Origin of the sequence: Variovorax boronicumulans (assembly GCF_040544675.1) — a bacterium.
Taxonomy (GTDB): domain Bacteria; phylum Pseudomonadota; class Gammaproteobacteria; order Burkholderiales; family Burkholderiaceae_C; genus Variovorax; species Variovorax boronicumulans_D.
The window spans coordinates 176231-202123 of the sequence record NZ_JBEPKK010000009.1 but is presented as its reverse complement, the minus strand read 5'-3'; the positions used below and the strand labels follow the sequence as shown (position 1 = coordinate 202123).

Annotated in this window: 29 protein-coding genes; 5 read left to right on the top strand and 24 right to left on the bottom strand. The window is 65.7% G+C overall.

The genetic code is table 11. The annotated features are described in order from the left end of the window. Positions 1-55: 55 nt before the first annotated feature. From ABIC90_RS17580 to ABIC90_RS17495, 18 genes are all read right to left on the bottom strand, one after another. A complete protein-coding gene (locus ABIC90_RS17580) occupies positions 56-310 on the bottom strand; it encodes a hypothetical protein (protein ID WP_354356176.1) in 255 nt (84 codons plus the stop codon). Continuing rightward, positions 295-693, bottom strand: coding sequence for a hypothetical protein (locus ABIC90_RS17575; protein WP_354356174.1), 399 nt, complete (start codon positions 691-693; stop codon positions 295-297). Before ABIC90_RS17575 ends, ABIC90_RS17580 begins: the two co-directional genes overlap by 16 nt. 222 nt (positions 694-915) lie before the next feature. After that, positions 916-1281 carry a helix-turn-helix domain-containing protein gene (locus ABIC90_RS17570; RefSeq protein WP_354356172.1) on the bottom strand — a complete coding sequence of 122 codons (366 nt, stop codon included), beginning with the start codon at positions 1279-1281 and terminating at the stop codon, positions 916-918. Beyond that, positions 1250-1576: a transcriptional regulator gene (locus ABIC90_RS17565; protein WP_354356170.1), complete on the bottom strand. Its 327-nt coding sequence runs from the start codon at positions 1574-1576 to the stop codon at positions 1250-1252. The genes ABIC90_RS17570 and ABIC90_RS17565 overlap by 32 nt, the downstream gene beginning before the upstream one ends. A gap of 202 nt (positions 1577-1778) precedes the next feature. Continuing rightward, a complete protein-coding gene (locus ABIC90_RS17560; protein ID WP_354356168.1) occupies positions 1779-2150 on the bottom strand; it encodes a hypothetical protein in 372 nt (123 codons plus the stop codon). Between the two features lie 65 nt (positions 2151-2215). After that, positions 2216-2668, bottom strand: a complete 453-nt coding sequence (locus ABIC90_RS17555; RefSeq protein WP_354356166.1) for a hypothetical protein — start codon at positions 2666-2668, stop codon at positions 2216-2218. An 18-nt stretch (positions 2669-2686) separates the two neighbouring features. Beyond that, positions 2687-3190: a hypothetical protein gene (locus tag ABIC90_RS17550; RefSeq protein WP_354356164.1), complete on the bottom strand. Its 504-nt coding sequence runs from the start codon at positions 3188-3190 to the stop codon at positions 2687-2689. Beyond that, positions 3187-3660, bottom strand: coding sequence for a hypothetical protein (locus ABIC90_RS17545; protein WP_354356162.1), 474 nt, complete (start codon positions 3658-3660; stop codon positions 3187-3189). Before ABIC90_RS17545 ends, ABIC90_RS17550 begins: the two co-directional genes overlap by 4 nt. A gap of 17 nt (positions 3661-3677) precedes the next feature. Then, positions 3678-4004: a hypothetical protein gene (locus tag ABIC90_RS17540; protein WP_354356160.1), complete on the bottom strand. Its 327-nt coding sequence runs from the start codon at positions 4002-4004 to the stop codon at positions 3678-3680. A gap of 152 nt (positions 4005-4156) precedes the next feature. Next, a complete protein-coding gene (locus ABIC90_RS17535) occupies positions 4157-4627 on the bottom strand; it encodes a hypothetical protein (RefSeq protein WP_354356158.1) in 471 nt (156 codons plus the stop codon). 16 nt (positions 4628-4643) lie between these two features. Further along, on the bottom strand, positions 4644-5141 hold the full coding sequence (locus ABIC90_RS17530) for a hypothetical protein (protein ID WP_354356156.1): 498 nt from the start codon (positions 5139-5141) through the stop codon (positions 4644-4646). Positions 5142-5207: 66 nt separating this feature from the next. Then, positions 5208-5747, bottom strand: coding sequence for a hypothetical protein (locus ABIC90_RS17525; RefSeq protein WP_354356154.1), 540 nt, complete (start codon positions 5745-5747; stop codon positions 5208-5210). Continuing rightward, positions 5744-10261 (bottom strand): RHS repeat-associated core domain-containing protein, encoded by a 4518-nt coding sequence (locus tag ABIC90_RS17520; protein WP_354356152.1) that lies wholly within the window; start codon positions 10259-10261, stop codon positions 5744-5746. The genes ABIC90_RS17525 and ABIC90_RS17520 overlap by 4 nt, the downstream gene beginning before the upstream one ends. 30 nt (positions 10262-10291) lie before the next feature. Further along, positions 10292-10729 (bottom strand): DcrB-related protein, encoded by a 438-nt coding sequence (locus tag ABIC90_RS17515; RefSeq protein WP_354356150.1) that lies wholly within the window; start codon positions 10727-10729, stop codon positions 10292-10294. Positions 10730-10736: 7 nt separating this feature from the next. Continuing rightward, complete coding sequence (locus ABIC90_RS17510; protein ID WP_354356148.1) at positions 10737-11045, bottom strand: hypothetical protein; 309 nt, start codon at positions 11043-11045, stop codon at positions 10737-10739. Between the two features lie 5 nt (positions 11046-11050). Next, complete coding sequence (locus tag ABIC90_RS17505) at positions 11051-14260, bottom strand: type VI secretion system Vgr family protein (protein ID WP_354356146.1); 3210 nt, start codon at positions 14258-14260, stop codon at positions 11051-11053. A gap of 117 nt (positions 14261-14377) precedes the next feature. Next, positions 14378-14860 (bottom strand): Hcp family type VI secretion system effector, encoded by a 483-nt coding sequence (locus ABIC90_RS17500; RefSeq protein ID WP_354356144.1) that lies wholly within the window; start codon positions 14858-14860, stop codon positions 14378-14380. Positions 14861-15300: 440 nt separating this feature from the next. Further along, a complete protein-coding gene (locus ABIC90_RS17495; protein ID WP_354356142.1) occupies positions 15301-16011 on the bottom strand; it encodes an SIR2 family NAD-dependent protein deacylase in 711 nt (236 codons plus the stop codon). Positions 16012-16086: 75 nt separating this feature from the next. Between ABIC90_RS17495 and ABIC90_RS17490 the strand changes: the two genes are divergently transcribed. Further along, positions 16087-17958: an Ig-like domain-containing protein gene (locus ABIC90_RS17490; RefSeq protein ID WP_354356140.1), complete on the top strand. Its 1872-nt coding sequence runs from the start codon at positions 16087-16089 to the stop codon at positions 17956-17958. Between the two features lie 69 nt (positions 17959-18027). Here ABIC90_RS17490 and ABIC90_RS17485 read toward each other — a convergent pair whose 3' ends face one another. Together ABIC90_RS17485 and ABIC90_RS17480 are read right to left on the bottom strand one after the other, a co-directional pair. Continuing rightward, positions 18028-18456 carry a type II toxin-antitoxin system VapC family toxin gene (locus ABIC90_RS17485; protein WP_354356138.1) on the bottom strand — a complete coding sequence of 143 codons (429 nt, stop codon included), beginning with the start codon at positions 18454-18456 and terminating at the stop codon, positions 18028-18030. After that, positions 18453-18764 carry a type II toxin-antitoxin system Phd/YefM family antitoxin gene (locus tag ABIC90_RS17480; RefSeq protein ID WP_354356136.1) on the bottom strand — a complete coding sequence of 104 codons (312 nt, stop codon included), beginning with the start codon at positions 18762-18764 and terminating at the stop codon, positions 18453-18455. Before ABIC90_RS17480 ends, ABIC90_RS17485 begins: the two co-directional genes overlap by 4 nt. 207 nt (positions 18765-18971) lie before the next feature. On the opposite strand from ABIC90_RS17480, the gene ABIC90_RS17475 reads away from it, so the two are divergent. Then, the gene (locus tag ABIC90_RS17475; RefSeq protein ID WP_354356134.1) at positions 18972-19787 is read left to right on the top strand and encodes a hypothetical protein; all 816 of its coding nucleotides are present in this window, start codon (positions 18972-18974) and stop codon (positions 19785-19787) included. 21 nt (positions 19788-19808) lie between these two features. On the opposite strand, the gene ABIC90_RS17470 is transcribed toward ABIC90_RS17475, so the two are convergent. Further along, positions 19809-21020, bottom strand: coding sequence for an acetate/propionate family kinase (locus tag ABIC90_RS17470; protein ID WP_354356132.1), 1212 nt, complete (start codon positions 21018-21020; stop codon positions 19809-19811). 185 nt (positions 21021-21205) lie between these two features. Here ABIC90_RS17470 and ABIC90_RS17465 point away from each other — a divergent pair, with 185 nt between their 5' ends. After that, positions 21206-22150, top strand: coding sequence for a DUF2272 domain-containing protein (locus ABIC90_RS17465; protein WP_354356130.1), 945 nt, complete (start codon positions 21206-21208; stop codon positions 22148-22150). A 39-nt stretch (positions 22151-22189) separates the two neighbouring features. On the opposite strand, the gene ABIC90_RS17460 is transcribed toward ABIC90_RS17465, so the two are convergent. Genes ABIC90_RS17460 through ABIC90_RS17450 form a run of 3 tightly spaced genes read right to left on the bottom strand, consistent with a single transcriptional unit; the run spans position 22190 to position 23454 of the window. Next, complete coding sequence (locus ABIC90_RS17460) at positions 22190-22438, bottom strand: DUF3297 family protein (RefSeq protein ID WP_354356128.1); 249 nt, start codon at positions 22436-22438, stop codon at positions 22190-22192. A gap of 53 nt (positions 22439-22491) precedes the next feature. Then, entirely contained in the window at positions 22492-22953 is a 462-nt protein-coding gene (locus ABIC90_RS17455) for a ribonuclease HI family protein (RefSeq protein ID WP_354356126.1), read from the bottom strand. 51 nt (positions 22954-23004) lie between these two features. Beyond that, positions 23005-23454 (bottom strand): DUF4124 domain-containing protein, encoded by a 450-nt coding sequence (locus tag ABIC90_RS17450; protein ID WP_354356124.1) that lies wholly within the window; start codon positions 23452-23454, stop codon positions 23005-23007. Positions 23455-23693: 239 nt separating this feature from the next. On the opposite strand from ABIC90_RS17450, the gene ABIC90_RS17445 reads away from it, so the two are divergent. Together ABIC90_RS17445 and ABIC90_RS17440 are read left to right on the top strand one after the other, a co-directional pair. Continuing rightward, positions 23694-24839: a hypothetical protein gene (locus ABIC90_RS17445; RefSeq protein WP_354356122.1), complete on the top strand. Its 1146-nt coding sequence runs from the start codon at positions 23694-23696 to the stop codon at positions 24837-24839. Beyond that, positions 24818-25873: a DNA methyltransferase gene (locus tag ABIC90_RS17440; protein ID WP_354356120.1), complete on the top strand. Its 1056-nt coding sequence runs from the start codon at positions 24818-24820 to the stop codon at positions 25871-25873. Before ABIC90_RS17445 ends, ABIC90_RS17440 begins: the two co-directional genes overlap by 22 nt. The last annotated feature ends 20 nt before the right edge of the window (positions 25874-25893 follow it).

The window sequence follows — 25893 nt, the reverse complement described above, 5'->3', positions numbered from 1 at the left end:
AAGGGGCCGGCGGAGCAGGCAATGGCCTGTTCGCCGGTTTGACAGTCCAAGGTTTTCAGGCAGCCGGCCAGGCCGAAAGCATTCGGATGAATTCACCCAATTCGATGTGCACAGGCGCCATGTCCTCGTCCCAAAGGCTCTCTATGCAGACGCCGCCACATGTGAACTTCACATTGAACGCGTTGCCAGCGATTTCCAGTTCGTCCTGATGGCCTGCGCGAACATTTCTGGCAAAGCCCAGGTACCGCTCGCGATCCGTTGCCGTCAGGATGTCGCTGTCCACGAGCTTGTCGATCAGCTGGCGCCCCATTTCAGATACTCCCCGCTCTTGGCACTGTAGAACCGCATCGTCGACGCCACGATGTGCGCAAACCAGGGCCCGCTGAAGCCGCTCACCACGAACCGGTACACCTCGCCCGCGTTGTTGTCGAAGAAGCGCTGGCGTGTTTCCTCGGGGAGTGTCGAGGGATCGGGCTTGGAGAAGACTTCCGACTCGGTGTCGGTCTTCCACGCGATCGGGCAATCGATGTAGCCCACGTCGGTGAACTCGATCTGCAGCTGATACCCCTGAGTGATGTCGAGCGTTCCCCGCACGATCACGCTGACCTCGTCGTAGCTGACGAGGTAGAAGTCCATCCACGGGTGCTCCATGATGGCGGCGTTCAGTGCCTGTTCGCCGGTCTGATAGTCCATGGTCAATACGGTATGTGTGTGTCCGCCGCCCCGGCGGAATTGAAGATCGGGTTCGGGCTTCCGTCCTTGAAGGTTTCCTTGAGCGTGCTCGCGTGGTGCCAGCATCCGTGAATGTCCATGTACTCTTCCCCTTTGCCGCGCCAAGATGTTCGCGCCGTTCAGGCCCAAAGAAGAAAGCCGGGCTGAGCTTGCGAACGCTGGCCCCAAGGGCCACGCAGAAGCTCAGGCCTTGATCTGCTTGACCTTTGCACGACCAGGCGTACGGCGCGGCGTCTTGTAATTCGGATCGGCAGCCCTGAGTGCTTCGGGCATCTTCTCGGCGATGGCAATCAACGTCTTGGCTGCACCCGTCGGTTCGCGACGGCCTTGCTCCCATTGCTGCAAGGTACGCACAGACACGCCAAGAAGTTCGGCAAAGCCAGCTTGCGAAAGGCCTGCAGCCTCGCGCGCGGCAACAACGGGTGTGTAGACCGTGCGGGTCTTCCCGGCGGCCATTTCGCGCGCAGACTGAACCAGCAACGCTTCGAAGTCCTGGCTTGCTTCGAAGGCTTCCAACTCAGCATTGGTCAACGGCTTTTTCTGCGGCATCGCGCAATTCCTTCAAGGTTTCGCCGGAGATCGAATCGAGGTTCGCTTTGGCGTAGATCAACAACAGGACGACTTCACCGGGCTTCTTGCGGCTGAAGTACAGAACTCGCACGCCGCCACTCTTGCCGAATCCAGCGCGGCTCCAGCGCACTTTGCGCACACCGCCAGACTTCTGGACAAGATCACCAGCATGGGGGTTTTCGGAGATGTAGGCGGCAAACGCGCCTCGCTCTTCCTCTGTCCAATAGTTCGGCCATAGCTTTTGAAAGGTCGGGGTTTCTACGACAGTGAGCATGGCCGAAAGAGTACGCCACTGGCGTACATTCTACAGTTGTAGAACGTGAGCATCATCACGACTTCAGCAGAAGTTTTCCGGGTTGCCTGCTGAGTGCTTTCAGGCGGTGCGTTTCACCGGCGATTGCCCGAGGGAAGTGCCCCGCGGCGTTCGACGCCGCGTCGTAGCGGCCGCAGGGGCCGTCACCGCGGTGAAGAAAGCACTACCGGGCCATCATCAAGTTGCGGAGCCGCTCGAAATGGTCGTCGCACCATCTCGAATAAAGCGCCGCGTCGAAGTTCTTGATCTTGTAGAGGTCGTCGGCATTGAAGTGCGAGAAGAAGCATCTCGCCGTGCTGAGCACGACCCAGTGAATGACCTCGCGATGCACCGGGCTCACCTCGTCCTGGCCGAGCACCAGTTCCATGTCGTCGATAAGGCGACTGAGCAATGCATCGTCGAAGAAGCGATCTTCGAACAGGGCGTGACAGAAGGTGCCTTCGATCTGGTCGTTCTTGTTGTCCAGGATGCGGCGGATCGCGGCGCTGACATCCGGGCCTTGCTCGCTGGGCGGCTTGGGCGCGTTGGGATTCATTCGTCCTCCTTGCGTTCAGGTTCAAGGTGCTGCTCGAAACATCGTTGCTCGAGAGTGGCCGAGCATCAAAGGCTTTCGAAAAAGTAAGCCATCAGCGTGTTGTCGATGAATCCCTTGGCGAGCATGGTGTTCGACAAAGGGTGCATCGCTTCGTCGAAGGCGATCTGCGCGACGTGGTGCGCTTCTTCGAGCACCTTCACCAGCGGCGCGCAAAGCGTCTGCAGCGCGGCGTGCTCCACGCTCAGCTGCCAGGCATCGCCCACCAGTGCATAGGGCAGCACCACGAAGATCCGAAGGTCGAAGCGAATGAAGAACTGCGCCCGCAGCGCGGGGCTGAACGCGCAGTCGATCAGGTGCGAGTAGCGGTCGTTGGCGGGGCCGGTGCCCGTAGCGTGCACATCGGCAGCGCCGAAGAATGCAGCTAGCACTTCGTCGATCTCGTGTGCAGGGGCATCGGGCAGCGGCTCGAAGTCTCTGGCTGCGGCGAAGGCTTTCAGCTTCTGGACAGTCGGTGTCATCGCGGGTTCGGAGGTCGATCAAACGATCTCGGCGAACAGGCTCTCGAACACGGTCGCCGGCAAGCCGTCGAGCTGCGTGGCGCAGCCCGGCGCGGGCAGAAAGAAATACGCGTGCGCCACTTCCTGCAAACCCTGCGCGGCGAACATGGCCCGGGCCTTGTCGATCAAGGACTTGGCGGCCTCGGGCAACCTCGCCGGATCGATCGGGTGATTGACCTCGCCCCGGTCGACCATGGCCCATTTCCTGTCGAAGCAGTACACGGCGAACAGCGGCGCCTTGGACGAGATGTAGAAGCGAAGGTCGAATTCGAAACGCTTCTTCAACCCCTCGTCCCGGCCCGACAGCTTGCACGCGAGCGAGTGCGCCGGGTTGTAGTTCGTGTCGTCGTCCAGCAAGAAAGCCATGCCCAAATCACCCGACAGCGCATCGCGCAAGCGGGCCACCCACGCGGCGTGGTCTTGCACGCAGCCGACGGGTTGCGCTATTGCATCGAGGATGAACGGCGGGAGCGTCGGCATCACGGGGCCACCGTGTATTGCAGGTCACGGTGCCTGATGCGGATGACGGCCTGCGTGAAGACGATCTCGTGGCTCAGAAGGTCGTCGTCCAGAACCAGCATTTCGTCGATCAGCCAATCGCCATGCGACCGGTCGCCGGCGGGCCAGTCGCTCTTCGTTTTTTCCACCGAGTACGACTGCACGTCGCTGTAGGTCAGCAACAGGCGGTTGCCATAGGCGCCGACGAGGTGAATCTCGATGCCGTTCGCTCGCGCATCACCTTCATCTTCTTCTTCGAATTCCAGCACCACCAGCTTTTGCAGGCGCGCATCGTGAGGGCATCGCTCGTCCCGGTGCGCGTAATGCCACGGCGCGCTCATGAACGCGAGCGCGTCCGCCGGCACACGGTGCATCACTTGCGCCACGTAGGCGGGGTAGCCCGAGCTGTCCATGGCGTAGCCGTCAGCGGTTTCGGAGAACTGGATGATCTTCAAGGTGCTCGTCTCCGGCATCAGTCGCAGAACGCTGCAAGCCCCATGCCTTGCTCTGCGGCGCGGGCAAGAATCCCCTGCATCGCCTTGAAGGCAGCGATCCGCCCGCGGTCAGCGCCGAGCGTGTCGGCGTTGGTGTTGAACACGCGCAGCATCGTCATGACTTGGTCCGGGCGCAGCAGCGAGTCGTCGAAGTACCTGAGGTCCGCGCCGGCTTTCCTGCACTGGTCGAGTTCAAGGGCCAAGGAGCCATGCGCCTCGAAGTCGATGGAACCTGCGTGCGCCAACCCGCGCGGGTCCTTGGGCATGGCGCTGCACGAAGGGGGGACGAAGTAGATGTCGAGCATGGGTTTCCGCTAACGCTTGCGGGGCATCATGCTGCCCACCTCGGCACACGTCAGGTCCAGCCCGTCGGCGTAGCTGGTCAGCGGAACGCCGAGCTTTGTCTCAAGCTCGCGCAGTTCTTCGAGAGTCATGGGCGTTTGCATTGATGCCATGCTCAACGCCGCACCATTAAGCGGTAGTAATCCGCGAGAGCACCGTACGGAAGCAGAGCGCCGGCTATCTTCGTCAGCACCAGTGCGTCGCGCTCCTCTTTGCGGAAATGAACCGTGACGCTGGAGGGGAGCAGTACCACCTGCTCGTCGCATAAGTCGAAGCGTGTCGCGCCCTCCAAGGGGCTGGTGGCCTGTGATAGCCCAGCAATTTCCGAGAAACCGGGAAGATCGCAATGGCCGAAGAAGTCGATGGTGTCGTGCGAGAAATTCTTTTCGGGGTCGAAGTGGAGGTTGAGGCTCCAGCCGTCGAAATCGAAGGTGTAGACAACCCCGGCCCCCGTGCGCCATTGCTCGTCGGCCTCTTGCGCGCAGGCTGTTTCTTCTGGAATGCCCATGCCTGCGGCCAGATGCACAGCGCCTCGCTCAAGGTAGTGCAGCAGGTTGAGTTGCGCGGCGATGGTTTGCTTCAACATCCGACGTCGAGCCTGTTCAGTCCATGGCTTGCCGCCACCCGGCAATCCATGGATGGCCGACCACGGAAGGCGCCAATTGCGCCAGAACCTTCAGGAACTCGTCGCGCACGGCAAGCAGCATGTCGTCGAGCGCCGTGATGTCCAGTTCCTCGACTTCAGGGTCCGGGGCCCAATCGGTCCGGCTGATGCAGCGAACTGCACATCTATCGCCTGGCGGAAGAAATTCGAGTGTCCGCTCGATGCCCTGCTCGTACAAATCGATCACTGCAGCCTGTCGCGCCCGAAGCGCTTGCACGGCATCGGGCAGTTGCTCCAAAAACACGGCGAGATCGGTACGAACATCCACTGGCCATCGGGCCTGACCGAACCCGGCGATCAGGAAGTCCGCGGACTCATCGAGCGCTCCGCAGAGATCCATCACGATCGATCGCACGTCGTCGTCATCGGGGTCATAGAGACGAGGCGATAGTTCCGCCGCCGGCAGAAGGGGGCGGACTCTCAATTCGATATGCATGGGAGGCTTCGCGAAGGCCTGAATCAGCATCAGCGCATACGGAAATTTTCCGCCGCAGTTATCAATTCAATCACTTGCTTCGCACAATTTCCCAAGTCTGTTGAATTTTATAAAATCCCTGTATATCTCGGCAATATCTGGGTTTTCGTTATTTTTACAGACTAGCATCAATTTCTCCAAGGCATTGGGCAAATCCAAAGTTACCAACAACTCAGCCAATCGCCTATACAAAAACTCGTCTCCGCTCGCAAGATATCGATGAATTTGGTTATCCAGAGAATTTTCAACTACTGTTCTGCTGTCGAGGAAATGAGAGGAATATTGCAGCAGCACGGCCCTTGCAATGATGAGATTATCGATACTGCCATCGACAGCAATATCCAAAATCACAGGAGCAATTTCAGCCAACTCCAGATTACTTAGCCCAGGGGCGTCTTCCTTCAAAAACCTGAGCGCGGCAGCCTGCTCCGAAATAGTGCTTAGAGCCAGCAGCATGAATTTCTTGAAGTCAGCATGCCTTTTAAAATTGAATCGACTGACAAGAAGTGAATTTTCCGCATCTTTCACGACCCGCCATTCCTCAGGAAAAATATCTGGGTTATTCATTTCTTTCCTGCATGCTGCCAAGGCAGAGATTCGAACAAGGCTTGGAATTCCGTAAATGGCATATCTCGAGTCGGGAAAACCGTCGCATGCCCCGGTCCGCGAGGAGAATTTGGAATCACATCCGACCCGTCCCGAACTATATCGATTCCACTCGGCATTTTGGTTCCCTCTGGAATATCGTGGTAATGCCCGCTCAAAGGTGATTTTGTCGGATCGACGGTGGTCGACGCACCCTCCGGGAATGTCTTTCCGGCCTGCGACTTGACCATGCCGTTGGCATCTACCGCAATGTCTTTTCCCGGTCTCGGCGCTCTGGGCTTGGTGGCATTGCCGAACGCACAGTATGAAAGCCCCAGCGGATCGATCCACCGAGCCGAGTTGGGCGCATATTGATGAAGGTTCGACCCACCCATCAACCCGATCGGGTCAGGGCTGATGAACCGCCCGATGTCCGGGTCATAAAACCGGAAGGTGTTGTAGTGCAGCCCCGTGTCCCGGTCGAGGTACTGCCCCTGGAAGCGCAGGTTCTGCGCGACGGCTTCGGGTGCTTGCTCTGCTGCGCTCACGGGTCGCCCGTTCAGCGAGGTGAGCTCCCAGTGCTCCGCGACGGTCGCGCCCCAGGTACGGTAGCTCGCGCGCCAGCACAGGTTGCCGTCGTTGCTGCTCAGTTCCTCGGGCAGGCCCGCGGGGCCATTGTGAAAGTGAAAGACCTGTGCGACCGGCGCGCCGTCATCGTGCGCGCGCGCGTGAGCGGGCTCGACCCTGGCATCGAGCCGCGCCACCGGCACATGGCTGCCGGCCTCGTACACATAGCTCAGCACCTGCGCGCCCCTGCGTTCCTCAATGAGCCGCATGCCCTCCCAAATGAACCGCGTGCTGCCGAACGCATCGTGCTTGGCCACCCGTCGCCCCATCGCGTCGTAGTCGAAGCGCGTGACCTGGGTGGTGGCCTCGGGCGTGTTCGGGCGGCGCGTGGTGTGCACGGCCACAAGCCGGCTCTCGTCGTCCCACTCGAAGCGTTGCGCGGTGTGCCTGCCCGACAGCTTGCGCACCAGCCGGCCGTGGCCGTCATAGCTGTAGCGCTTGTCTTCGAACACGCGCACCAAGTTATCTCGCACATACCCGGGAGCGGCACCACCGAGCGCGGGGCCGGCGAGCGAGGCGTCGAGCAGGTTGCCGGCGGGGTCGTACGCAAAGCGCTCGCTGTTGTTGCCGGCCGCGCCGCGCACGGTCTGCTCGATGCGGCCGGTGGCGTCGTAGCGGTGCGCGGTGGTGCCTTGCAGCGAATGGCGGCTCTGGCGCAGCTCGCCCACGGGGTCGTAGCTGTACTCCTTCATGAGCCCGTCGAGCAGGCGGGCCTCGGGCGTGCCGGCGCTGTCGATGGCCTGGCGCCACGCGTCGTCGCGCGGAGCGAAGGCGGTGTTCAGTGCAGCCGGGCGGCACCATGCCGCGGCGCGGCGGCCCAGCGGGTCGAGCGCGAAGCGGGTGTGCAGGGCACCCTGGCTGCGCCCCACCTCGCGGTGCAGGTCGTCGCGCTCGATGTCGCTGATGAGCTGGTGCACCGCAGGCGCATCGCCGTGCTGCTGCGACAGGTTGACCTGGTGCAGGTGGCCGGAGCCGTAGTACAGATAGTTGAGCGCGCGCTGCACGCCCTGCCCCACCTGTCCCGCTTGCCCCGCCTGACCCGATATGGCGGGCAGCAGCGTCCGCGTGCGGTTGCCCAGTTCGTCGTGCGTGTGGCTCAGGCTGTGGGTTTCGCCGGTGAGTTCGTCAATGGCGGTTTCGCCGACGAGGCGGCCGAGCTTGTCGTAGGTGAAGGCGGTGCGATGCAGCGCGCGCAACCCATCCGGCGAATCGGGCTGCAGCACTTCGAGCTTGACCGCCTCCGTCAACCGGTCGAGCGCGTCGTAGCGGTAGCGGTAGTGGTGGCTCGCGGTGCGCTTCTCGACGAGGCGGCCCACGGCGTCGCGCAGCAGCTCGGTGCGCAGCGGCTTGGCCGCCTGCTGCGGCTCGGCGCCGTCGCGCAGTTCGAGGTCTTCGTCGCCGATGCCCGGCACATGGGTGATGCGCACCGGCCAGCCGTTGGCGTCGTAGTGCACCTGCACGCGGGTGCCGCCGACGCGGCGTTCTTCGACCACGCGGTCGCCGGCGTCGCGCACGAATTCGAAATGCAGCCCGTTCTCGTTGACCAGCGACTGCAGGCGCTGGGCGCTGTCGTAGTTCCAGGCGATGCGCCGGCCTTCGGCGTCCTCGCGCATCAGTGGCTGGCCGCGCAGGCCGAGCGCAAAGCGGGTGCTGCGGCTGAGCGCATCGGTGGCGCTCACGATGCGGCCGGCGGCGTCGCGGCTGAAGCTCTGGTGGCTGTGGTCGGGCTGCGAAACCGACAGCAGCCGGCCCATGGCGTCGTGGGTCAGTCGCGTGCGCTGGCCGGCGGCATCGGTCACGGTTTGCAGGTGACCCCGGCCGTCGTAGTCGTAGCGCGTGGTCTTGCCGGAGCAGTCGGTCAACGCGACCAGTTGCGCGCATTCGTTCCAAGCCATGCGGTTGGTGCCGCCCTTGCCGTCGGTGACGACGACGGGCAACCCGCGCCTGTCGTAGCTGTATTCGGTGGTGTGGCCCAGCGGGTCGGTCTCGCGCACCAGGTTGCCGCGGTCGTTGTAGACATAGGTCCAGGCACTGCCGTCGGCCAGGGTTTCCCGCCAGGGCTGGCCGAACTCGGTCCAGCCGGTGCTGTGGGTGCGGCCGAGGGCGTCGGTGCGGCTGCTCACGAAGCCCATGGGGTCGTAGGTGCAGCGGGTGGTGGCGCCGCCGGGCTCGGTGATGGCGACGAGCTGGCGCAGCGCGTTGTACTCGGCCCGCCAGTGGCGGCCCATCGCATCGGTGTAGTCGGTGATCTGGTGGTCGGCGTTCCAGTGCCACGCAAACTCGCGGCCGAGCTGGTCGGTGACAAGGGTTTCGCCGATGGCCAGGGCATCGTCCGGGGCGGGTGGCCTGCGGCGCACGGTGTAGCGCTCGCCGTCGTTGGTCCAGTGGCGGACCACATAAGCCTCGTTGGCGGCACCGTGCCATTCGTAGTGGCACTCCAGCCCCGCGGCATCGGCATGAAAGCGCATGAGGCCCTGGGCGTCGTAGCCGAAGCGGCGCACCACCTGGCCGTTGCGGTCGGTCACTTCGAGCAGGCGTCCTTGGGCGTCGTGCCGGTAGGCGACCAGCAGGCCGGGCAACTCGCCGGGCGCACCGGCCGCCAGGCGCACCGCACTCAGCCGTCGGCTGTCGCCCGCGTGGTCGAGCGCCAGCAGGCGGCCGGTGCTGTCGGTCAGCTCGCTCAGGCGGCCTTGCGCGTCGTGGCGCAGTTCGATGAAGTTGCCGTTGAGGTCTTCGAGCCGCGCGAGCTTCAGCGTCTGCGCGCGCGGCAGGCCCTCGCCCGGCGCCTCGAACATGAAGAACAACCCGCCGGGCACATGAATGAAGTAGTGGCCGCCCTCGGTGCGGCAGAGGTCCAGGCCGTCACGCAGGCTGTACTGCCGCTCGCCGGGTTCGATGTCGGGCAGCACCACGGGCCTGCCCTGCTCGTCGATGAGGGTGACGGTGGGCTGGCCGGCGGCGTCGTGGCCCAGCCGCAGCTCCATCGCGTAAGGCAGGCTCCAGCCCTGCCCCAGTGCACCGTCGCGGCGCGCATCGTGGCTGTTGTAGAAGCGCTGCCACGCAATGGGCAGCGGCCCGGGCAGCGTGAAGTCGAGCTCGCTCTCGCCCCCCAGAAACTTGCCGCCCGTGGCCGCATGCACCGGGTTGCCGAAGGAGCTGACCATGCCGTGGACGCCCATGCCCAGCCCCACCGCGCCTTCGATCAGGCAGGGCAGCGCGTTCTTGCCCTGCCTGGCGAGCTTGGGCAGGCAGCGCAGGCCCTTGTAGATCATGACCAGGTTGAACACGGTCACCAGCACCTTGGAGATGAGCGGCACCTCGTCGGCCACCTCGCGCACGCGGGCGGTGGGCCCGCCGATGAAGACGGTGGGCGAGCCTTCGCTCACCTTGGCGCCGCACTCGGTCTGGTCGTCCTTGCGCGAGGCGACGCCGAAGTTGATGAAGACGGTTTCCGCGCCCTCGGCCAGCCGGATCTGCGGCGAATCCTTGGCGCAGCTCACCGTGTCCATGGGAACGTCGGGCGATGCGCGCGCCGCGCCTATGGCCTTGCTGTCGATGAACACGTCCAGCGAGCCGCTGGTGATCATGCCGGTGACGGTGAGTGTCTCGGGCACCAGCGCATCGGCAATGGATTCGCCGATGCCGGCGCCCACGTAGCCGCCGACCATGCGCGCCCCCACCACCACGGCGCCCGCCACCAGCGGCCCGGCAAGGCCGCCGGTGCCGACCACCGCCGCGGCGGCCAGGCCCACCGCAAAGCCCACGGCGATGCCGCCGATCAACCCGCCCGCGAACTTGGCCCAGAACCTGGCGTGGGCGTTGGTGTGGGCAATGGGATCGTGCAGCCGCGCCGCGGGTTTACCGGCCATGGGTCGTCGGGTCTCCGGTAGGTGGCGGCGTCACGCCCGCGGTTGAAAGCTCGCGAGCGTGCGCTGCCAGAGCGCGAGCGACTCGGCATCGAAAGGCACGGGGCTGCTGGCCGTCAGAATCAACACGCTGCGACTTGCCGCGGACGGCAGGAACACGGCTTGCCGCTGGTACAGCGCTTGCCCGTTCTGCTTGAACTGCGTGGCCAGTTCGATGGCGCGCAGGTTCTGCAGGGGCGAGCCGATGGCGACTTCGTCGCGTGAGATTTCCTTGAGCTGGGTCACCTGCCGCATGAGGTCGCGCATCTGGCGGGTGACAAACTGGGCCAGCGTTTCTTGCGTCTGCAGTGCGTCGCGGCTCACGATGAGCGTGGTGCCCGAGCCGTCGGGCATGGCCAGCACGTTCATCGAGCGGTCGATGCGGCCGTCGTCGGGAATGTCGAACTGGCCTTCGTTGAGGTGGTAGCGCATGGGGTCGTCAAGGAGAAGAAGAAGAAGGCGCGGCGACTTTCGCCTTGGCTCGCAGTTGCACGATGCGCGAATGCAGAACGTCGCGCTGCAGGGTCACGGCGTCGGGCTCGCGGCCCTGCCCAGCTTCATGGGCCGCCGCCGCCAGCGCCGTGCCGGTCGAATCGATGGCGGCGGGCGACACGTAGCGGTCGCCGATGGCCTCCAGGCCCCGCGCAACATGTCGCCGCGCGGCGGCCCAATCCTGCCGCGCGATCGCCTCGTCGGCGGCGCGAAGAACGGCCTCGGTCTCGTTGGCGAGTGCTTCGTCTTGGGTCATGGGGATCAGGGCGACACGCGATTGAGGACGCCGCCGCTGCCTTGGTAGTAAGCCAGGTTCATCTTCTCGGCCGTCTCACGCGCGGCGACGCGCGTGGCCGTGGGGAAGCTCATCGTGCCGGTGCCCTCTTTCATGAGCTGGGCGATCCTGGCGTTCTGCGCCTTGTTGAGCAACGTGGAATCGACGTACGCGGGCGTCTGGGCCGTTCGCATGTACATGAACTGGTCGGCGCCGCTCTGGGCGAGGATGACGTTGTGCTGGTTGTTGATGAGGTAGCCGGCGTCTCCGCCGCTCAGGGACACGCCGGTGTAGTTCTGCAGCGGGTGGGAATGGAAGGGCCCCAGCACCTGCTGGTCATCGGCCACCGACAGGTTCGGCACGGCGTGGCCTGTGGCCCCCGAGACTCGGTTGACCAGCCCCACGTTGCCCTTCTTGTCCGAGACCAGGGTACTGGCCTGTTCCTGGGCCTTGCCATTCGGAAAGCTGTTGTTCCACTGCTGGGCGAAGTCGTTGTTGAACTCGGTGAAGTTCACCTGTGCCGGCGCCATGCCCGGCGAAGCCGGCACCGCGAGATTGGCAGCGGTGACGGGCGGCTCTTCCGCCGGCGTCGGTGCGAACGCGGGCTGGGCTCCGGCTTTCGCCGCGGCGGGCTGTGCGGCGGTCGCGCCGCCCGAGGGTGCGGCCGGCACGGCCAAGGCCTCCCCTTCGGGCGGAGCCGAGCCGACGGGCGCCTCGCAGTTCAGGAAGATCTTTCCGCCGCGCTGGTCCAGTTCGCCCGTGAAGTTGACCAGCCCCTTCACCCCGTTGATCTGCACCGTGCCGTCGGCCAGGAGCACGATGGACGACTTGCCGCAGATCAACGAGATGCTGGTCTTGGCGGTCACGAACACATCTTGCTCGGCGGCCTGGACGACGACCGACTTCTGCCCCGTGAGGTTGGCGTTGGCCGTGGTCGAGGTCATCGAGGCATCGGTCTTGGACACCAGGTTGATGGCGCCCGCGCTCGCATGCGAGACGATGTCGCCCGCCGAGACCACGCTGATCTGCCCGCCCTCGCTCACCTGCGTGAGCATGCCCTTGGCGACCAGCTGCGTGAGCTGCGCGCCGGTGGTCAGCGTCATGGCCGAGGTGGAGCGCACCGACACGCTCTGCCCCGAGCTCACCACGATGGGCTTGGGGCTGATCATGGTCTGCCCCTCGGGGCTCACGATGGAGACCACGGGCTTGTCGATCTTGCGCGACAGATCGAGCATCTGCTGCGCATCGGCCATGGCGGGGTCGGGGTTGTCGGACACGCCGGCCTCGGCCGATGCGCCGCCCGCCAGCGCGGCAACGGCCGACGGGATACCGCCCGCCGACTGCACGCCCTGCACCAGCCCCATCAGCGTCTGGTTCTTGGCCTGTGCCATGGCACCGACCATCGCCTTGGTGGCCGCAATGGCCTGGCCCGAGGCCTGCATCAGCGCGTTGCTCTGCGCGAGCGTGGCGCCCATGTGCTCATGGCCGTCGGGGTTGTCGCGCGAGGCTTTCTGCGCGAAGTCCTGCGTGTAGGTGGTCAGCAGCAGGCCCTTGTCGGCACGGATGGAACCCCACTCGTTGGTACGCAGCTCGAAGCCGTAGCTGCGCTGCGCCTCGGAGCCCTGGTTCATGAGGTAGCCCATGTGCAGATGGGTGTTGCCGTGGTCGGTCGAGAGCTCGATGTGCTCGCTGCCGCGCTTGTCCTCGAAGCGCAGCATGTGCTTGCCGCCGCCGCCCTTGCTCCAGTGGGTCTGGAAGCCGGTCTGGGTCTTGTGGCGCGGCAGCTCCCAGGGCGGCATCTGCGCGGCGTTGTAGACGCAGCCGGTGACGATGGGGTAGTCGGGGTCGCCGTTCAGGAAGTCGACGATCACCTCCTGGCCGATGCGCGGGACGTGCATGGCGCCGTAGTTGCTGCCGGCCCAGGTCTGCGACACGCGGATCCAGCAGGAGGCGTTCTCGTCCTTCTTGCCGTAGCGGTCCCAGTGAAACTGCACCTTGATGCGGCCGAATTCGTCGGTGTAGATTTCTTCGCCCTCGGGGCCGACCACCACCGCGGTCTGCGGGCCGGTGGTGCGGGGCTTGGGCGTGACGCGCGCGGTGCGGTAGGGGGCGCTGTCGGGCAGCACCTCGAAGCTCTGGCGGTAGCTGGTGCTGCTGGTGGATTCGGCGTAGTCCGCGCCGGCCGCGCCGATCACGCGCAAGGCGTTTTCCTGGAAGTCGTAGCTCACCGCCTCCACGAGGTAGCGGCGGTTGTCTTCGGCGTTCGGATGCCGCGCCAGCTCGAACAGGTAGCCGGGCGCCATGTGGCGCAGGTTGCCTTCGGCCTCGATGGATTCGCGGCGGCCCATTTGCTGCTCCAGCCGCAGGCGCGCGTAGTTCTCGCCGTCGCCCAGCTCGGTGTAGCCGCCGGGCCAGTCATACATTTCGTAGCTGTCGCGGCTGTGGCCCGCGGGCTGGCGGCGCAGGGTGTCGATTTCGGCGTTGGGCTTCTTGAAGTCGTAGTCGTCCGCGGCAAAGTGACCCGAGGCGATGTCTTCGGCGTGGCTCCAGGTGTCGATGAAGTCCTGCTCCAGGATTTGCGCCGCGAGCACGCCCGCGTGGTACGGCACCTTGACCGGGCCGGCGGGCAGGTCGGCATGCGAGCCGGGGCCGTCGCACAGCACCAGCTGGTGGCTGCCGTTGCTGTGGGCAAAGAAGTAATAGATGCCTTCCAGCTCCATCAGGCGGCTGACGAAGCTGAAGTCGGTTTCGGAGTACTGCACGCAGTAGTCCCAGGTGCGGTAGCTGCCGCTGAGGCGCGCGTCGATGGCAAAGCCATAGGGGCCGAGCACGTCCTGCAGGATCTCGGGCACGGTCTTGAACTGGAAGATCTTGAAGTCCGAGCGCCGCGTGGCGTACCAGAGCCAGGGCCGCAGCACGGCCTCGTAGACGCACATGTCGCCGTCGTCCTTGCCCACGCAGGCAAAACGCGTGACCTGGCCGCTGATGAAGCGCTTGCCCTCGCCGCCCAGTTCGGTGGCGAGGTTCACCTCGATGGTCATGTCCTCGCCCAGCATGCGCTTGGCCGGGATGCCGGGGGTGTCGCTCACGAGCCGCACGCGCGACTCGAAAAGCGTGGAGATGCGCTCCTGCCCCGTCATGGAACGGAACTTGAGGCGCTCGCCCATCGAGCTGTGGGCGATGAAACTGCGGGTCATTGGCGGATCCACTCCCTGTCGTCGATGCGAACGCGGTGCCGTGCAGGCACCGGAGCGTCGGACGCGGCGGGGGTTGTCTCAGGTACGCTGCCTGCCCCCGTGCGCCGACGCGGGAAGTCAGACTTCCTTGTTTTCCTTGATGTTCCAAGCCAGCACGGTCTCGGCGCCCTTGCCGCCCTTTTCCGTCTGTTCCCAGTACTGCTGCTTGACCTTGGCGGCCTGGAAGGCGTACTGCACGAACACCGCATCGCTGCCCTGCTCGGCCGTGTACTGCACCGAGGTGACCAGCACTTCCTCCAGCGTGACGCGGGTGTATTCGATCTGTCCGCCGCCGGCCTTGCACACCGACACTTCGATCTTGGACAGGTGCTTGCCACTGGCGCAGTTCTTCAGCACGGCAGGCGCCGCCTTGTCGATGCGCGCGAGCACTTGCAGGTCGTTGAAGCTGGCCTTGCCGACGCCGCCGCCGCCGCCGCTGACCATGTTGCCCGGCTGCGTTGCGCCCCAGGCGAACGACTTGATGTCGGTCCACTCCTTGTGGTTCGAGTCCTTGGATTCGCCGTTCGCGCCTTCGACGCGCATGAACATGTCTACTGCCATGATGAAGCTCCCTGAGTTGCTGGTACCCGATAAGGCACCGTTGAAAAAATGCGCTGCTGTGCGCGTGAGCGCACCTGCCGATGTTGCGCATTAAGCGTGACAAATGAAAATTATTTGTAAAAGCTTGGTGCCTGACTCGGGAATATCAACCGAATTGTTTATCGCCAATTGCGTTTTATTTGTTTGGATAAAACATAAGGCTTAAGCACTTCGGCAGGCATTCCCGCTCGGGGGACACACTCTCGCAACATTGGTGAACTTAGGCGATCCGGGCCCGATGCACCAGTGCCCAAGGTCATGCAGAAAAAAGAACTACAAACAACTGAATGTCGGAATAACAATCCGCTTTGAATCAATTCGTTTTACATGCGCGCCAATAAAAAGCCCGCCATCTCATCGATGGCGGGCTTTTGTCTGCTACGAGCAATTGCGAAAAAACGCTATGCGCTTCTCGCCGCTTCGGCCAGCCATTGCGCAGCCAGCGCAGGCACCACATCGGTCGCCTTGCCCTGAAGGAAGCGGAAACCGTGCGGCAGGTCTTCGATCTCCAGCGCCACCAAGACCTTCTGCGCGTGGTGGCTCGCATACCGCACCAGCGACGCGGCCGGGTTGACGGTGAGCGAGGTGCCCACCACCAGCACATGCGAGGCGCTGGCCACGTGCATCCGGGCCTCCTCGAAGTGCTGCACCGCTTCGCCGAACCACACGATGTCGGGCCGCAGTTGGGTGCCGTCTTCGCACAGCTGGCCAATTTCGATGGGGGCGCCGTCGATGCGGTAGCGCCTGGGGGTGGCGGACGTACCGCGCGCATACGCGAGCTCCCCGTGGATGTGAAGCACCTTCGTCGAACCCGCGCGCTCGTGCAGCGCATCGACGTTCTGGGTGGCGATCACCACCTCGTATGCCGCCTCCAGCGACGCAATGGCGATGTGCGCGGCGTTCGGCTGCGCCTGCCAGGCCTTTTCGCGCCGCTCGTTGTAGAAGGCCAACACCACCTCGGGGTGCCGCTGCCAGCCCTCGGGGCTGGCGAGTTCCTGCCAGGAATGGCTGTTCCACAGCCCGTTTGCGTCTCTGAAGGTCGGCAGGCCGCTCCCCGCGCTGACGCCGGAACCCGACAAAACGACGATCTTGCGGGCTTGAACTTGTTTCATGACTGTAAAAATTGATGGCTTTTAGTACTTAATGCACACTAAACTTACACTTTTGATACATACGTACCTGAGCAGATGCGCGCTCTTTCTTCGCTGTTTTTCCGTGCTTTTACCTGCGGTACGGCCTTCTTCCTGAGTGCTTTCATCGCCAGCCCGACGGCCTGGGCCGGCCTGAACGATGTTGGCAATGCGCCACACAGCACGCACCGCCTGAAACTCTACGTCGACCCGCAACTGGCCGCGGACATCGGCCCGGCAGAAGCCGGCCGGCGCCTGGCGCAGTACGTGGCCGACGTGAACACCGTGTTCACCCGCGAGACGGTGCGCAGCTTCGTCTTCGACCCGGCCGCCGACCTGCAACTGGTGGCGCCCGCCGACGCACCGGCCTGCAGCCACAACGGCCTGGTCAACGGCGAAATCGCAGTGTGCATCTCCAAGTCCGTCCGGGGCTACAGCCATGGCGGCCTTGCCGCGAGCTGGACCTTTCCGCAAAAGGGCGTGGCCTGGAACCTGAACTGGATCGCCATTCACGACCCGCTGCACCTGTCGCGCGACATCACCGCGGCCGCGCCTGAATCGACCGAGAAGGACTACCTGGGCCGTCAGCTCAAGACGCTGCTGCACGAGCTGGAACACGTGTTCGGCGCGGGCGCCGGCGAGTACTACAACACCGCGATGGTCAAGGACACCACCGGCACCGCGCCGCAGGCCGACCTGGCGCTCGCGAGCGACACCGACCGCTACTGGTGGACGCGCCAGAGCTGGCGGCTCGATCCGCTGCTGGGCACCGTGTTCGAGCAGCGCCGCGACCCGGCCACCAACCGCATCCTCACGCTGAACATGATCCGCTTCACCGCGGGCACCAAGGCCAACATCAACACCGATTGGAGCGACTGGCCCAAGTTCGGCACCTCCAAGTTCATGGCGGGCACCACGGCCACGCAGGTGCGCATCACCGATCGCGACAGCGGCGGCCCCCTGCCTGGCGCGCAGGTGTCGGTGTGGCGCAATGCCGGCACGAGCGCGCAGCAGCCGATGGTGCTGCTCGCGCAGGGCACGGCCGACGAAGCGGGCCGCTTCGCTTTCAACTGGGACTGCGGCTTCACCTGCTTCAACAGCGCAAAGTCGACGCTGCTGGTCAAGGCCTCGGCGCTGGGCCGCTCGCCCACCGCGACCTGGTTCACGATCTTCGATGCGTTCGAGCAGAAGGCGGTGAAGGGGCAGTCGACCTTCACCATCGACGTGGCATTGGGCGGCGAAGACAAGGTGCCGCCGCGGGTGTCGCTGTCGGCGCCCGCGACGGCCGTGGTGGGCCAGCCCGTCACCATCGCGCCGGCCGTGGTGGACAACGTGGGCGTGTGGGGCGTGAAGGTGGCGGGGGCCGACGGCATTCCGATCTGCACCTTCGAGGCGCCGCCCTTCACCTGCACTTGGACGCCGCTGGCGCCGGGCATGCAGACCCTTCGCGTGATCGGTCTGGACGCCGCGGGCAACTCGGCCGTGGCCACGGCGAACGTGATGGTCAACCCGCCGGCGAGCACGACGCCGCCGGTGGTGTCGGTGGCTGTGCCCGCGGCCACCGGCGTCAGCCGGACGACCACCTTGTCCGCCGCGGCCGAAGCCAACGCCGGCATCGCCGAGCTTCAATTCATCGTGGACGGCAAGATGCTGTGCACCGTCAAAGCCGCGCCCTACACCTGCAACTGGACGCCGGGTGCCGCGGGCTACGCGAGCATCGAGGCACGGGCGGTGGACGCGGCGGGCAACATCGCGAGCGTGTCGGCCAACATGCGGGTGAATGCGCAGGTCACGCCGTACCGGGCGCTGGCGCAGAAGCAAGGCGATGACAGCGGCGGGGCCGCAGGCGACCTGCTGACGCAGACGCCGCCGCCCGCGGCGCCGAAGATTCGCACGGCGGCGGCGGCGCGTGCGCGCAGCGGTTTCTGACGTTTTTAGGGGCGTTCCCCGAGACTTGAAGAAGATTCTTCAAATTCGATCCGGCGGCCAGTCAGCGATTTACTGGCTCTGCCAAGGATTGATGAGCGCCGCGCCTGTCTTGGCATACCCGCCGGTATCCCGCGACACGATGCTCAGCCCGTGATGCAGGGCCGTGGCGGCAATGATGAGATCGGGTTGCGAGAACGTGTGCCCGCTCTTGCGCCCGTCCTCGACCAACAGGCGCCACTTGAACATGACGTCTTCAGTGATGGGGAGAACGCGGTTCTCGAACATCGGGCGCAGTTGCAGGTTCAACCAATCGTTGAGAGAGGCGCGTTTGTGGACGTCTTCGATCAATTCGATACCGAAGCGGATTTCCGCAAAGGTGACGGCGCTGACATACAGGGTGTCCAGCGGCAGAGCGCTTATGAAAGAAACGACTTTCGGCTCCGGCCGAATGCGCCGCAGCTCGGACAGGATATTGGTATCGAGCAGCCATCCTTTCACAATTGGACGTCCCGAACCGGCGCGGCTTCAGCCGGGGCAAGAACCAGGTCGACATCCCGATGTGGCGAGGCTTGCAATGCTTCAACCAAGGCTTTGCCTGTCTGCTCACCCTGCAAGCGCCTGAATTCCTCGGCGGCGATGACCACGACCTCATCCCGGCCATGAACCGTCACGTGCTGTGGGCCGTCGCTCCGCACGCGCCGCACCAGTTCGCTGAAACGCGCCTTGGCATCTTGAAGCAGCCAGTGCCCCGGCAGAGGGGCCGGTCGCTTGGCTGGAGGATTACTCGGCTCTGTAAATCTAGTCATTCCGACCAGAATATCACTGTCGCCGTGCCGGCGCAAACAAGAACCCCGTGTTGCGCCACATGACCGTCAGGCAGCGGGGCTATGACGCTGTCCGGCTCCGTGCGAGGCCACAGAATGGCGCCCATGCCCAAGCTGCCTCACTCCCCTTTTATCGCCGCCGCGCTCGCCTGCGTGGTTTCGGCGTAAGCCATGAACAAATCCATTCCCATGCAACGTGCCTACCTGCTCCTTGTCGCCATCGCCGTGTTCGTCGGCTGCTGGCTGGCGCCCATCGATGCGCCCGCGCGCGAGCAGGTCAACGACGGCCTGAAGCGCGCGCTGACCACCTTTGCCGCCGCGCGTGCGTTGGGGGCGGTGGTGTCGGTCGCGCAGGGTACGCAGGTCGATGCAACGCCCGGCGGCGTGGGCGTCAGCTTTGCGCCGGGCCAGGCGCTCAAGCCCTTGAACGAATTGATCGAGCAGTTCGCGGCCATCATGCTGGCGGCCAGCGTGTCCTTCGGCATCCAGCTGATGCTGTTGAGCATCGGGGCGCATGAGCTGATGTCTTACCTGGTGTGCGGCGTGGCGCTGGTGTGGATCGCGGCGCGATGGCGGCGCGGCCATGCACCGCGCTGGCTGCAATCGGCGCTGATCGGCTTGCTGCTGGTGCGCTTTGCGGTGCCGCTGAGCGCGATGGCGAACGAAGGCGTCTACCGCGTCTTCATGGCCGGCGAATACCAGATGGCGCTGTCGGGCATCGAGAAGTCGCCGGCCGCGGTGGTCGACGCCACGCAGGAGGCGCCTTCGGCCCAGGGGGAGGGATGGAAGGAACGCATCGAGCGCTGGCTCCCGAAGCTGCCCAACCTGAAGGCGACCTACGACCAGATTCTCCAATCGGCTTCCGACTGGGCCGAACGCATCGTGAAGCTGATTGCGCTGTTCGTGCTGCAGACGATCGTGCTGCCGCTGGCCTTCCTGTTCATCGCATGGCGGCTGGCACGAGCCGCCGTTCGCGGCCCGGCGGCGGCGCAGGCCTCGGCCTAGCTGCGCCAGGCTTCGACAGCCTCAGCCCGCCGCGCGCAGCACGCGTGCGGTGTGGCGCGCAATCACCGCCTCTTCGTCCGTGCGCAGCACCCAGGCGCTGACGGGGCTCCCGGGCATCGTGAGCCGCGCCTGCCCCGCCGCATTGGCTGCAGCATCGACACGCACACCCAGCCAGCCGCATTCTTCAAGAATGCGCGCGCGCAATGCGGCGGCGTTCTCGCCGATGCCGCCGGTGAAGATCACTGCATCCACCCCACGCAGCGCAGCGGTCAGGCTGCCCATGTGCTGCACCACCTGCTCGATGAAATGCGCGATGGCCTCGGCGGCCTCGGGCGCGGCGGAGGCGTCGAGCTCGCGCATGTCGCTCGAAATACCCGACAGCCCCAGCAAGCCCGACTCGCGGAACAGCAGCGTCTCGACTTGGTCGGCCGACATGCCGTGCGAGCGCATCAGGTACAGCACCACGGCCGCGTCGAGGTGCCCGCAGCGCGTGCCCATCGTGAGGCCGTCGAGCGGAGAAAAACTCATCGTGGTCGCCACGGAGCGGCCCTGTGCAATGCCGCACATCGAGGCACCGTTGCCCAGGTGCGCAACCACGACGCGCTTGTCCGCCAGCTCCGGCGCAACGCGAGCGAACTGCGCAACGATGGATTCATAGGAAAGCCCGTGGAACCCATAGCGCCGGATGCCCGCATCGTGCAGCGCGCGCGGCAGCGCAAAGCGCCGGTTCACCTCGGTCTGCGTCGAATGAAATGCCGTGTCGAAGCACGCCACCTGCGGCACGCCCTCGAAGGCTTTTGTCGCCGCGCGCACGCCGGCCAGGTTGTGCGGCTGATGCAGCGGTGCGAGCGGCTCCAGCGCGGCCAGTTCGGCCAGCACCGCATCGTCGATGCGCACCGGCGCGACGAAGTTGATGCCGCCATGCACGATGCGATGGCCGACCGCCGCGATGCGGTCGCCGCCGCCCTCCCCGTCACCCTGTTTTGCATGCCATTCGAGCAGCGCCGCGAGCGCGCCCTGGTGCGAACGCCGGTCGCCTTCGAGCGTTTCGTCGAGCAGCGGCCGGCCTTGCGCATCGTGCACCCGCAGCCTGGCCTTCAACCCGGCGCCGAGCCCGTCGGCCTGACCCGACCAGCGCGCCGCATGCAGCGCATCGCCCTGGCCGGCGACATCGAACAACGCGACCTTGATCGACGACGACCCGGCGTTCAGCGTAAGCAGCGAATCGGTCAATGCAGTCCTTGTGTTTGCCCGGAAAGCCCACCGGTTCTGGGGAGCGCGGGCTCCGTCTTGGAGCTTGTGGCAACAGATGGCCCGCGACGGAGCGGCGATTGTAGGAGCCGGCCCCTTTCTTCTTCTCCACGCCCCGCTTGCGCGCGCGGGGAGCGCACGGCCCGAAGGGCTATGCTCCTTGCGACATGACGCCGCCCACCGCCACCTCTTCGTTGCCTCTGAAGACCCTGGCTGTGGGCGTGTTTGCTTTGTTGCTGGCGGCGGCAGGCAGCGCATCTGCCGCGCAAGCTTGCCAGGACACCGCCCTGCAAGCCCCGGCGCCCTCGCGCGCGCTGGCGATGGCTGCTTTCGCGCAGCAGGAACACCAGGCTTTCGGCGGCCAGACGATGGATGCCGAAGGCCGCATGACCTTCGCGGGCGATGCCGAGGCGCAGGGCGTGCGGCGCACGCCGCCAGACCTGGCGCCCTGGCAGCGCGTGCTCGGCTACTGGCAGGCCACGGGTGTGCGGCTTCGCGGCGTGAGCGCCGAGACCGATGCTGGCCCCGATGCCGGACCCGCGTCGTCCGAACCGCCATCCATCGACGATGCGCTGAGCCGCGTCGCCGTGATCGATGCGCCTTGGTCGGCGGCCTTCATCAGCTGGATCGCGCGCACGGCGGGGTTCAGCGCCGACGAGTTTCTTTTCTCCGAAGCGCATGCCGACTACGCAGGCGCCGCATGGAAGGCGGGCCTGGACGAAGCCACGGGCCGCTCCCCGCGCTACGCCCTGCGTGCCTGCGACCTGATGCGCACGCCGCCGCGTGTCGGCGACCTGGTGTGCCACGCGCGCGGTATGGGCGCGGGCCTGGACACCTTCGACAGGATCGGCGAGGTATTGGCGCTGCGCCCCACCGGCGGCGAGGCCTTGCCGATGCATTGCGATGTGGTGGTGGCCGTGGATGCCGCGGGCTTCGACGCCGTGGGCGGCAACGTGCTGCAGTCGGTCACCTTGCGGCGCCTGGCGTTCGCGCCGGGCACGAGGCTGCTGGATGCGAGCTACCTGCCCGAAGGATGCGCCGCCGGTGCGCCGGGGTGCATCGACCGCCACATGAGCCGCCAGCCCTGGTCGCTGCTGCTGCAGTGGCGGTGAAGGAGCCGGGCCCCTCGGGGCCCGGCGGCAGGTTTCAGCTCAGCGGTAGTAGGCCTCGACCGTGCCCTTGAGCTTGAGCAGCAGCGGGTAGCCCTTGCGGTCCACCGCCTTGCCCGCGGGCACCTTGATCCAGCCTTCGCTGATGCAGTACTCCTCCACGTCGAGCCGCTCCTTGCCGTTGAAGCGGATGCCGATGGCGTGCTCGAAGACGGCGGCCACATGGTGCGGGCTGCGCGCGTCGGTGGACAGGTGATCGGGAAGGGGCGGACGGTCGATGGGTTCGGTCATGGGGATCGGTGTTTCGGGAACGACCCGAATGATAGGACCTCGGGCGAGGCCTGCTATCGCCGCTTCTTCCAGGGCTTGGGGGGCGGCTTGGGCCCGAAGCCGAGCGCACCGCGCGCCAGTGCGTCGGCCTCGGCGTTGCGGTGGCGCGGAATCCACTGCACGCTGGCCTCCTCGAATGCGGTAAGCAGTGCGCGCGCTTCGTCGAACAAGGGCGCCAGGCGAGCGATCGGCCTGGCATCGGCGGCGCCGAGCTGCTCGACCAGGATGCTGTTGTCGCTGTAAGCCACCACAGCGCTTGCGCCGCGCGTGTGCAAGGCCTGCAGCGCCAGGGTCAGCGCCCGCAGTTCGGCCTCGTTGTTGCAGCCCGTGGTGTGCGTGGCCTGCGACAGCGTGTGGCGCGTGCCGTCGGGTTGTGTGATGACGGCGCCGATGCCCATGCGCCCCGGGTTGGGCATGGCGCTGCCGTCGCAGTACACGGTCCAGTGGCGGGGGCGCTCAGGCGCTGGGAGATTCATGGAGAAAAAGGGACGCCTGCTGGCCGGCGATGCAGCCGGCCGCAACGGGTTTCAGCAGTTGTTGCGCTTGATGCCCGCGAGGTTCTGGCAAGGGCGCGACCCTGGCGGCGGGCCGGGATCGCGAACGCGCGGCGGCGGGCGATAGCCCGGGCGGCGACCGCCGTCGTAATACGGGTCCGGCCCCAGGATGTAGACCGGCGGATCGACCGGGGGAGCCTCGGCAACCGGGTTGGAGGGAATGATCGCCGGGCCCGAAGGCGCGGGCACCGGAAGCGGCGGCGCCGGTGCGTAGGCCGACCGACGCCATGCTTCGTCCTGCGGCCGGGGCACCGGCGGAGGCGGCGAATCGTCGATGTCCACCTGCCGGGATTGCCGGGTGTCCGAGGGGCACTTGCCGTCGGTGTACGAGATTTTTCCGCTGGCGTCGGTGCAGCGCACCACGTCCGCATTCGCAGCCAGGGCGATGAAAGAGAGCGGTATGAGAAGGGCTGATGCGCGCATGGGGCGGTTCTAACAGATTGCGCGGCTGTTCCCAATGAACCCATGGCACCAACGGCACCCATCCATCGGGTCGAGCGGATCGCCCCCTGGAGCCGAGGCTGTCGTATGGTTGCGGGTGCGGCGTTTCTGCCGCTCCATCGCCTGCCATGCACCCTGCTCTGCTTCCGGCCTCCAGCCCTGCCATCTCGTCCGAACCAGCCCTGTGCACGGAGGTGGTACCGCGCGTCACCACCTGGCCCTTGGACCAGGTCGCACGCGCCGATCTGCCGCGCAGCGCGAGTTCACCGCTCTTCGAGCGCCTGCGCCACTCGGTCGGCCAGGTCACCCTGCGCGCGCCGCTTCAGCATGAAGCGACGCGCTGGCACAGCCACGCCATCGGCGGCGTGCAGCGCCGCTTTGCGCAGCCTGTCACCTTCACGCCGTATGCCTCGGTGCGGCCCTGCTCGGCGCGCTGCAGCTTCTGCTCGGAGAACCTGCGCAAGGCCCAGGGCGGAACGCCTGCCTCCCGGTTGCGGCCGGCATCCGACTATTTCGAAGGGCTCGCCCGCGCGTTGAAGGCGCTGCGCGGCGTACCGCTGTCATGGTCGCTCTCGGGCCTGGAAACCAGCGACGACGCCGGCTGGATGCTGCAACTCCTGGCCACGCTGACCGCGGGCGAACGCGACGGCCCCCTGGTCGAAGACCGCGTGCTCTATACCAACGGCGCAGGCTTCGCCGACGCGCAATACGGCGAGGCACTGCGGCGCGCACTGCAAGGCTTCGCCCTGAGCTGGCTGGAGCTGTCCCGCCACCATCACGAAGGCGCCGTCAATCAAAACATCATGCGGTTCCGCCCCGAAGTGGCCATCGGCGACCAGGCCGTGTTCGAGCGCACCGCGCGGCAACTGGCCGATGCGGTGGCGTTGCGCCTCGTGTGCATCCTGCAGCGCGGCGGCGTCGCCGGGCCGCAGGATGTGGCGGCCTACCTGCGGTGGGCACAGCATTGCGGCGCGGGCACCGTCGTCTTTCGCGAGTTCTCCCGCCTGGACGACGGCTACCGCGACAACGCCACCGCGCGCTACCTGCGCGCCGAGCGCGTGTCGATGGACGCGCTGCTCACCGCCTGCCTGGACGACCCCGCCGTCTCGCACGGCTGGCGCCTGGAGAGCCTCACCGAGGGCTACTACTTCTGGAACCTGCGCCTGCGCACCGCCAGCGGTCTTTCGGTCGTCTTCGAAAGCGCCGACTACGGCGCCATGCACGAGCGCCATGCGAGCGGCGACGTCTACAAGCTCGTGTACTTTGCCGACGGCCAGCTCTGCGCCGGCTGGGAGCCCGGGCACGACGTGCTGCTCGACACGCGCATCGAACCGGCAAAACACCCATGGCTAGCCACAGCTGGCTGATGCTCGAGCGCGAGTCGCCGCGGCATCGACTGCCCGACGACCTGCGCGCCGGCGACCCGATGGGCGGGCGCGATTGCGGATGGGTCGAGCAGATGCTGCCGTTCGTGCGCCAGTTCTCGCGGCCGGGCGACACGGTGTTCGATCCCTTCGCCGGCTTCGGCACCACCTTGCTCGCGGCGCGGCTCGAAAACCGGCTGGCCTCCGGTTGCGAAGTCGATGCGGGGCGCATCGACCTCATCCGCGAACGGTTGACGCGCCATGGCTTGCTGAGCGGCACCACGCTCCTTCACGGATCGTGCGATGCGCTGGACGACGGCGCCTTGCCGCCCTTCGATCTCTGCCTGGCCAACGTGCCCTATTTCGGGTGCCGCTGGCCGGGCACACCATCGACCGCGCAGCTCTACGACAGCCAGAGCTATGCACAACACCTCGAAGGCCTACGCCATGTGTTCTACCGCGTCCGTTCAGGCTTGCGCGAAGGCGGCGCGTGCATCGCGATGGTCCAGAACATCCGCCTGGGCGACCGCGTGCTGCCGCTGGCCTTCGACCTCGCGCGCATCCTGGGCTCGCTGTTCGTCATGGAGGAAGAGCGCGTGCTGGTCTATCCGCACGAAAGCGAAGAAGAAAAAGACAGCGCAGATGCACGCACCGACCGCCGCCACGAATACGGCCTGGTGTTCCGCAAACAGCGCGAACGTATCGACCTCAAAGCCACCGCCGCATTGCTCGATGCGCTGCGCGCGCAGGGCCATGCGTTCACCTTGCTCGGCAGCTTCGCCCGCTTTCTGCAAGGCCCGCAAGACACACAAGGCACGCCGCCCGCAGACGCGGACATCCGCGTAGACCCCGACCCGCAGCGCCTGAACGCCCTGCTGCATTGGCTGCGAGACCAGGGCTTCGCGCTGACGAGCTGGGGCGACCCCGTCCCCCTGCCCCTTCACTTCGACAGCTACCGCGGCCGCTACTACTTTCGTGCCGACCGCATCGACAGCGCAGGCGCATTGGTCAGATTGGACATCTGCTACGAGCAGTGAGCGGCGCCATCGTGCGCTGC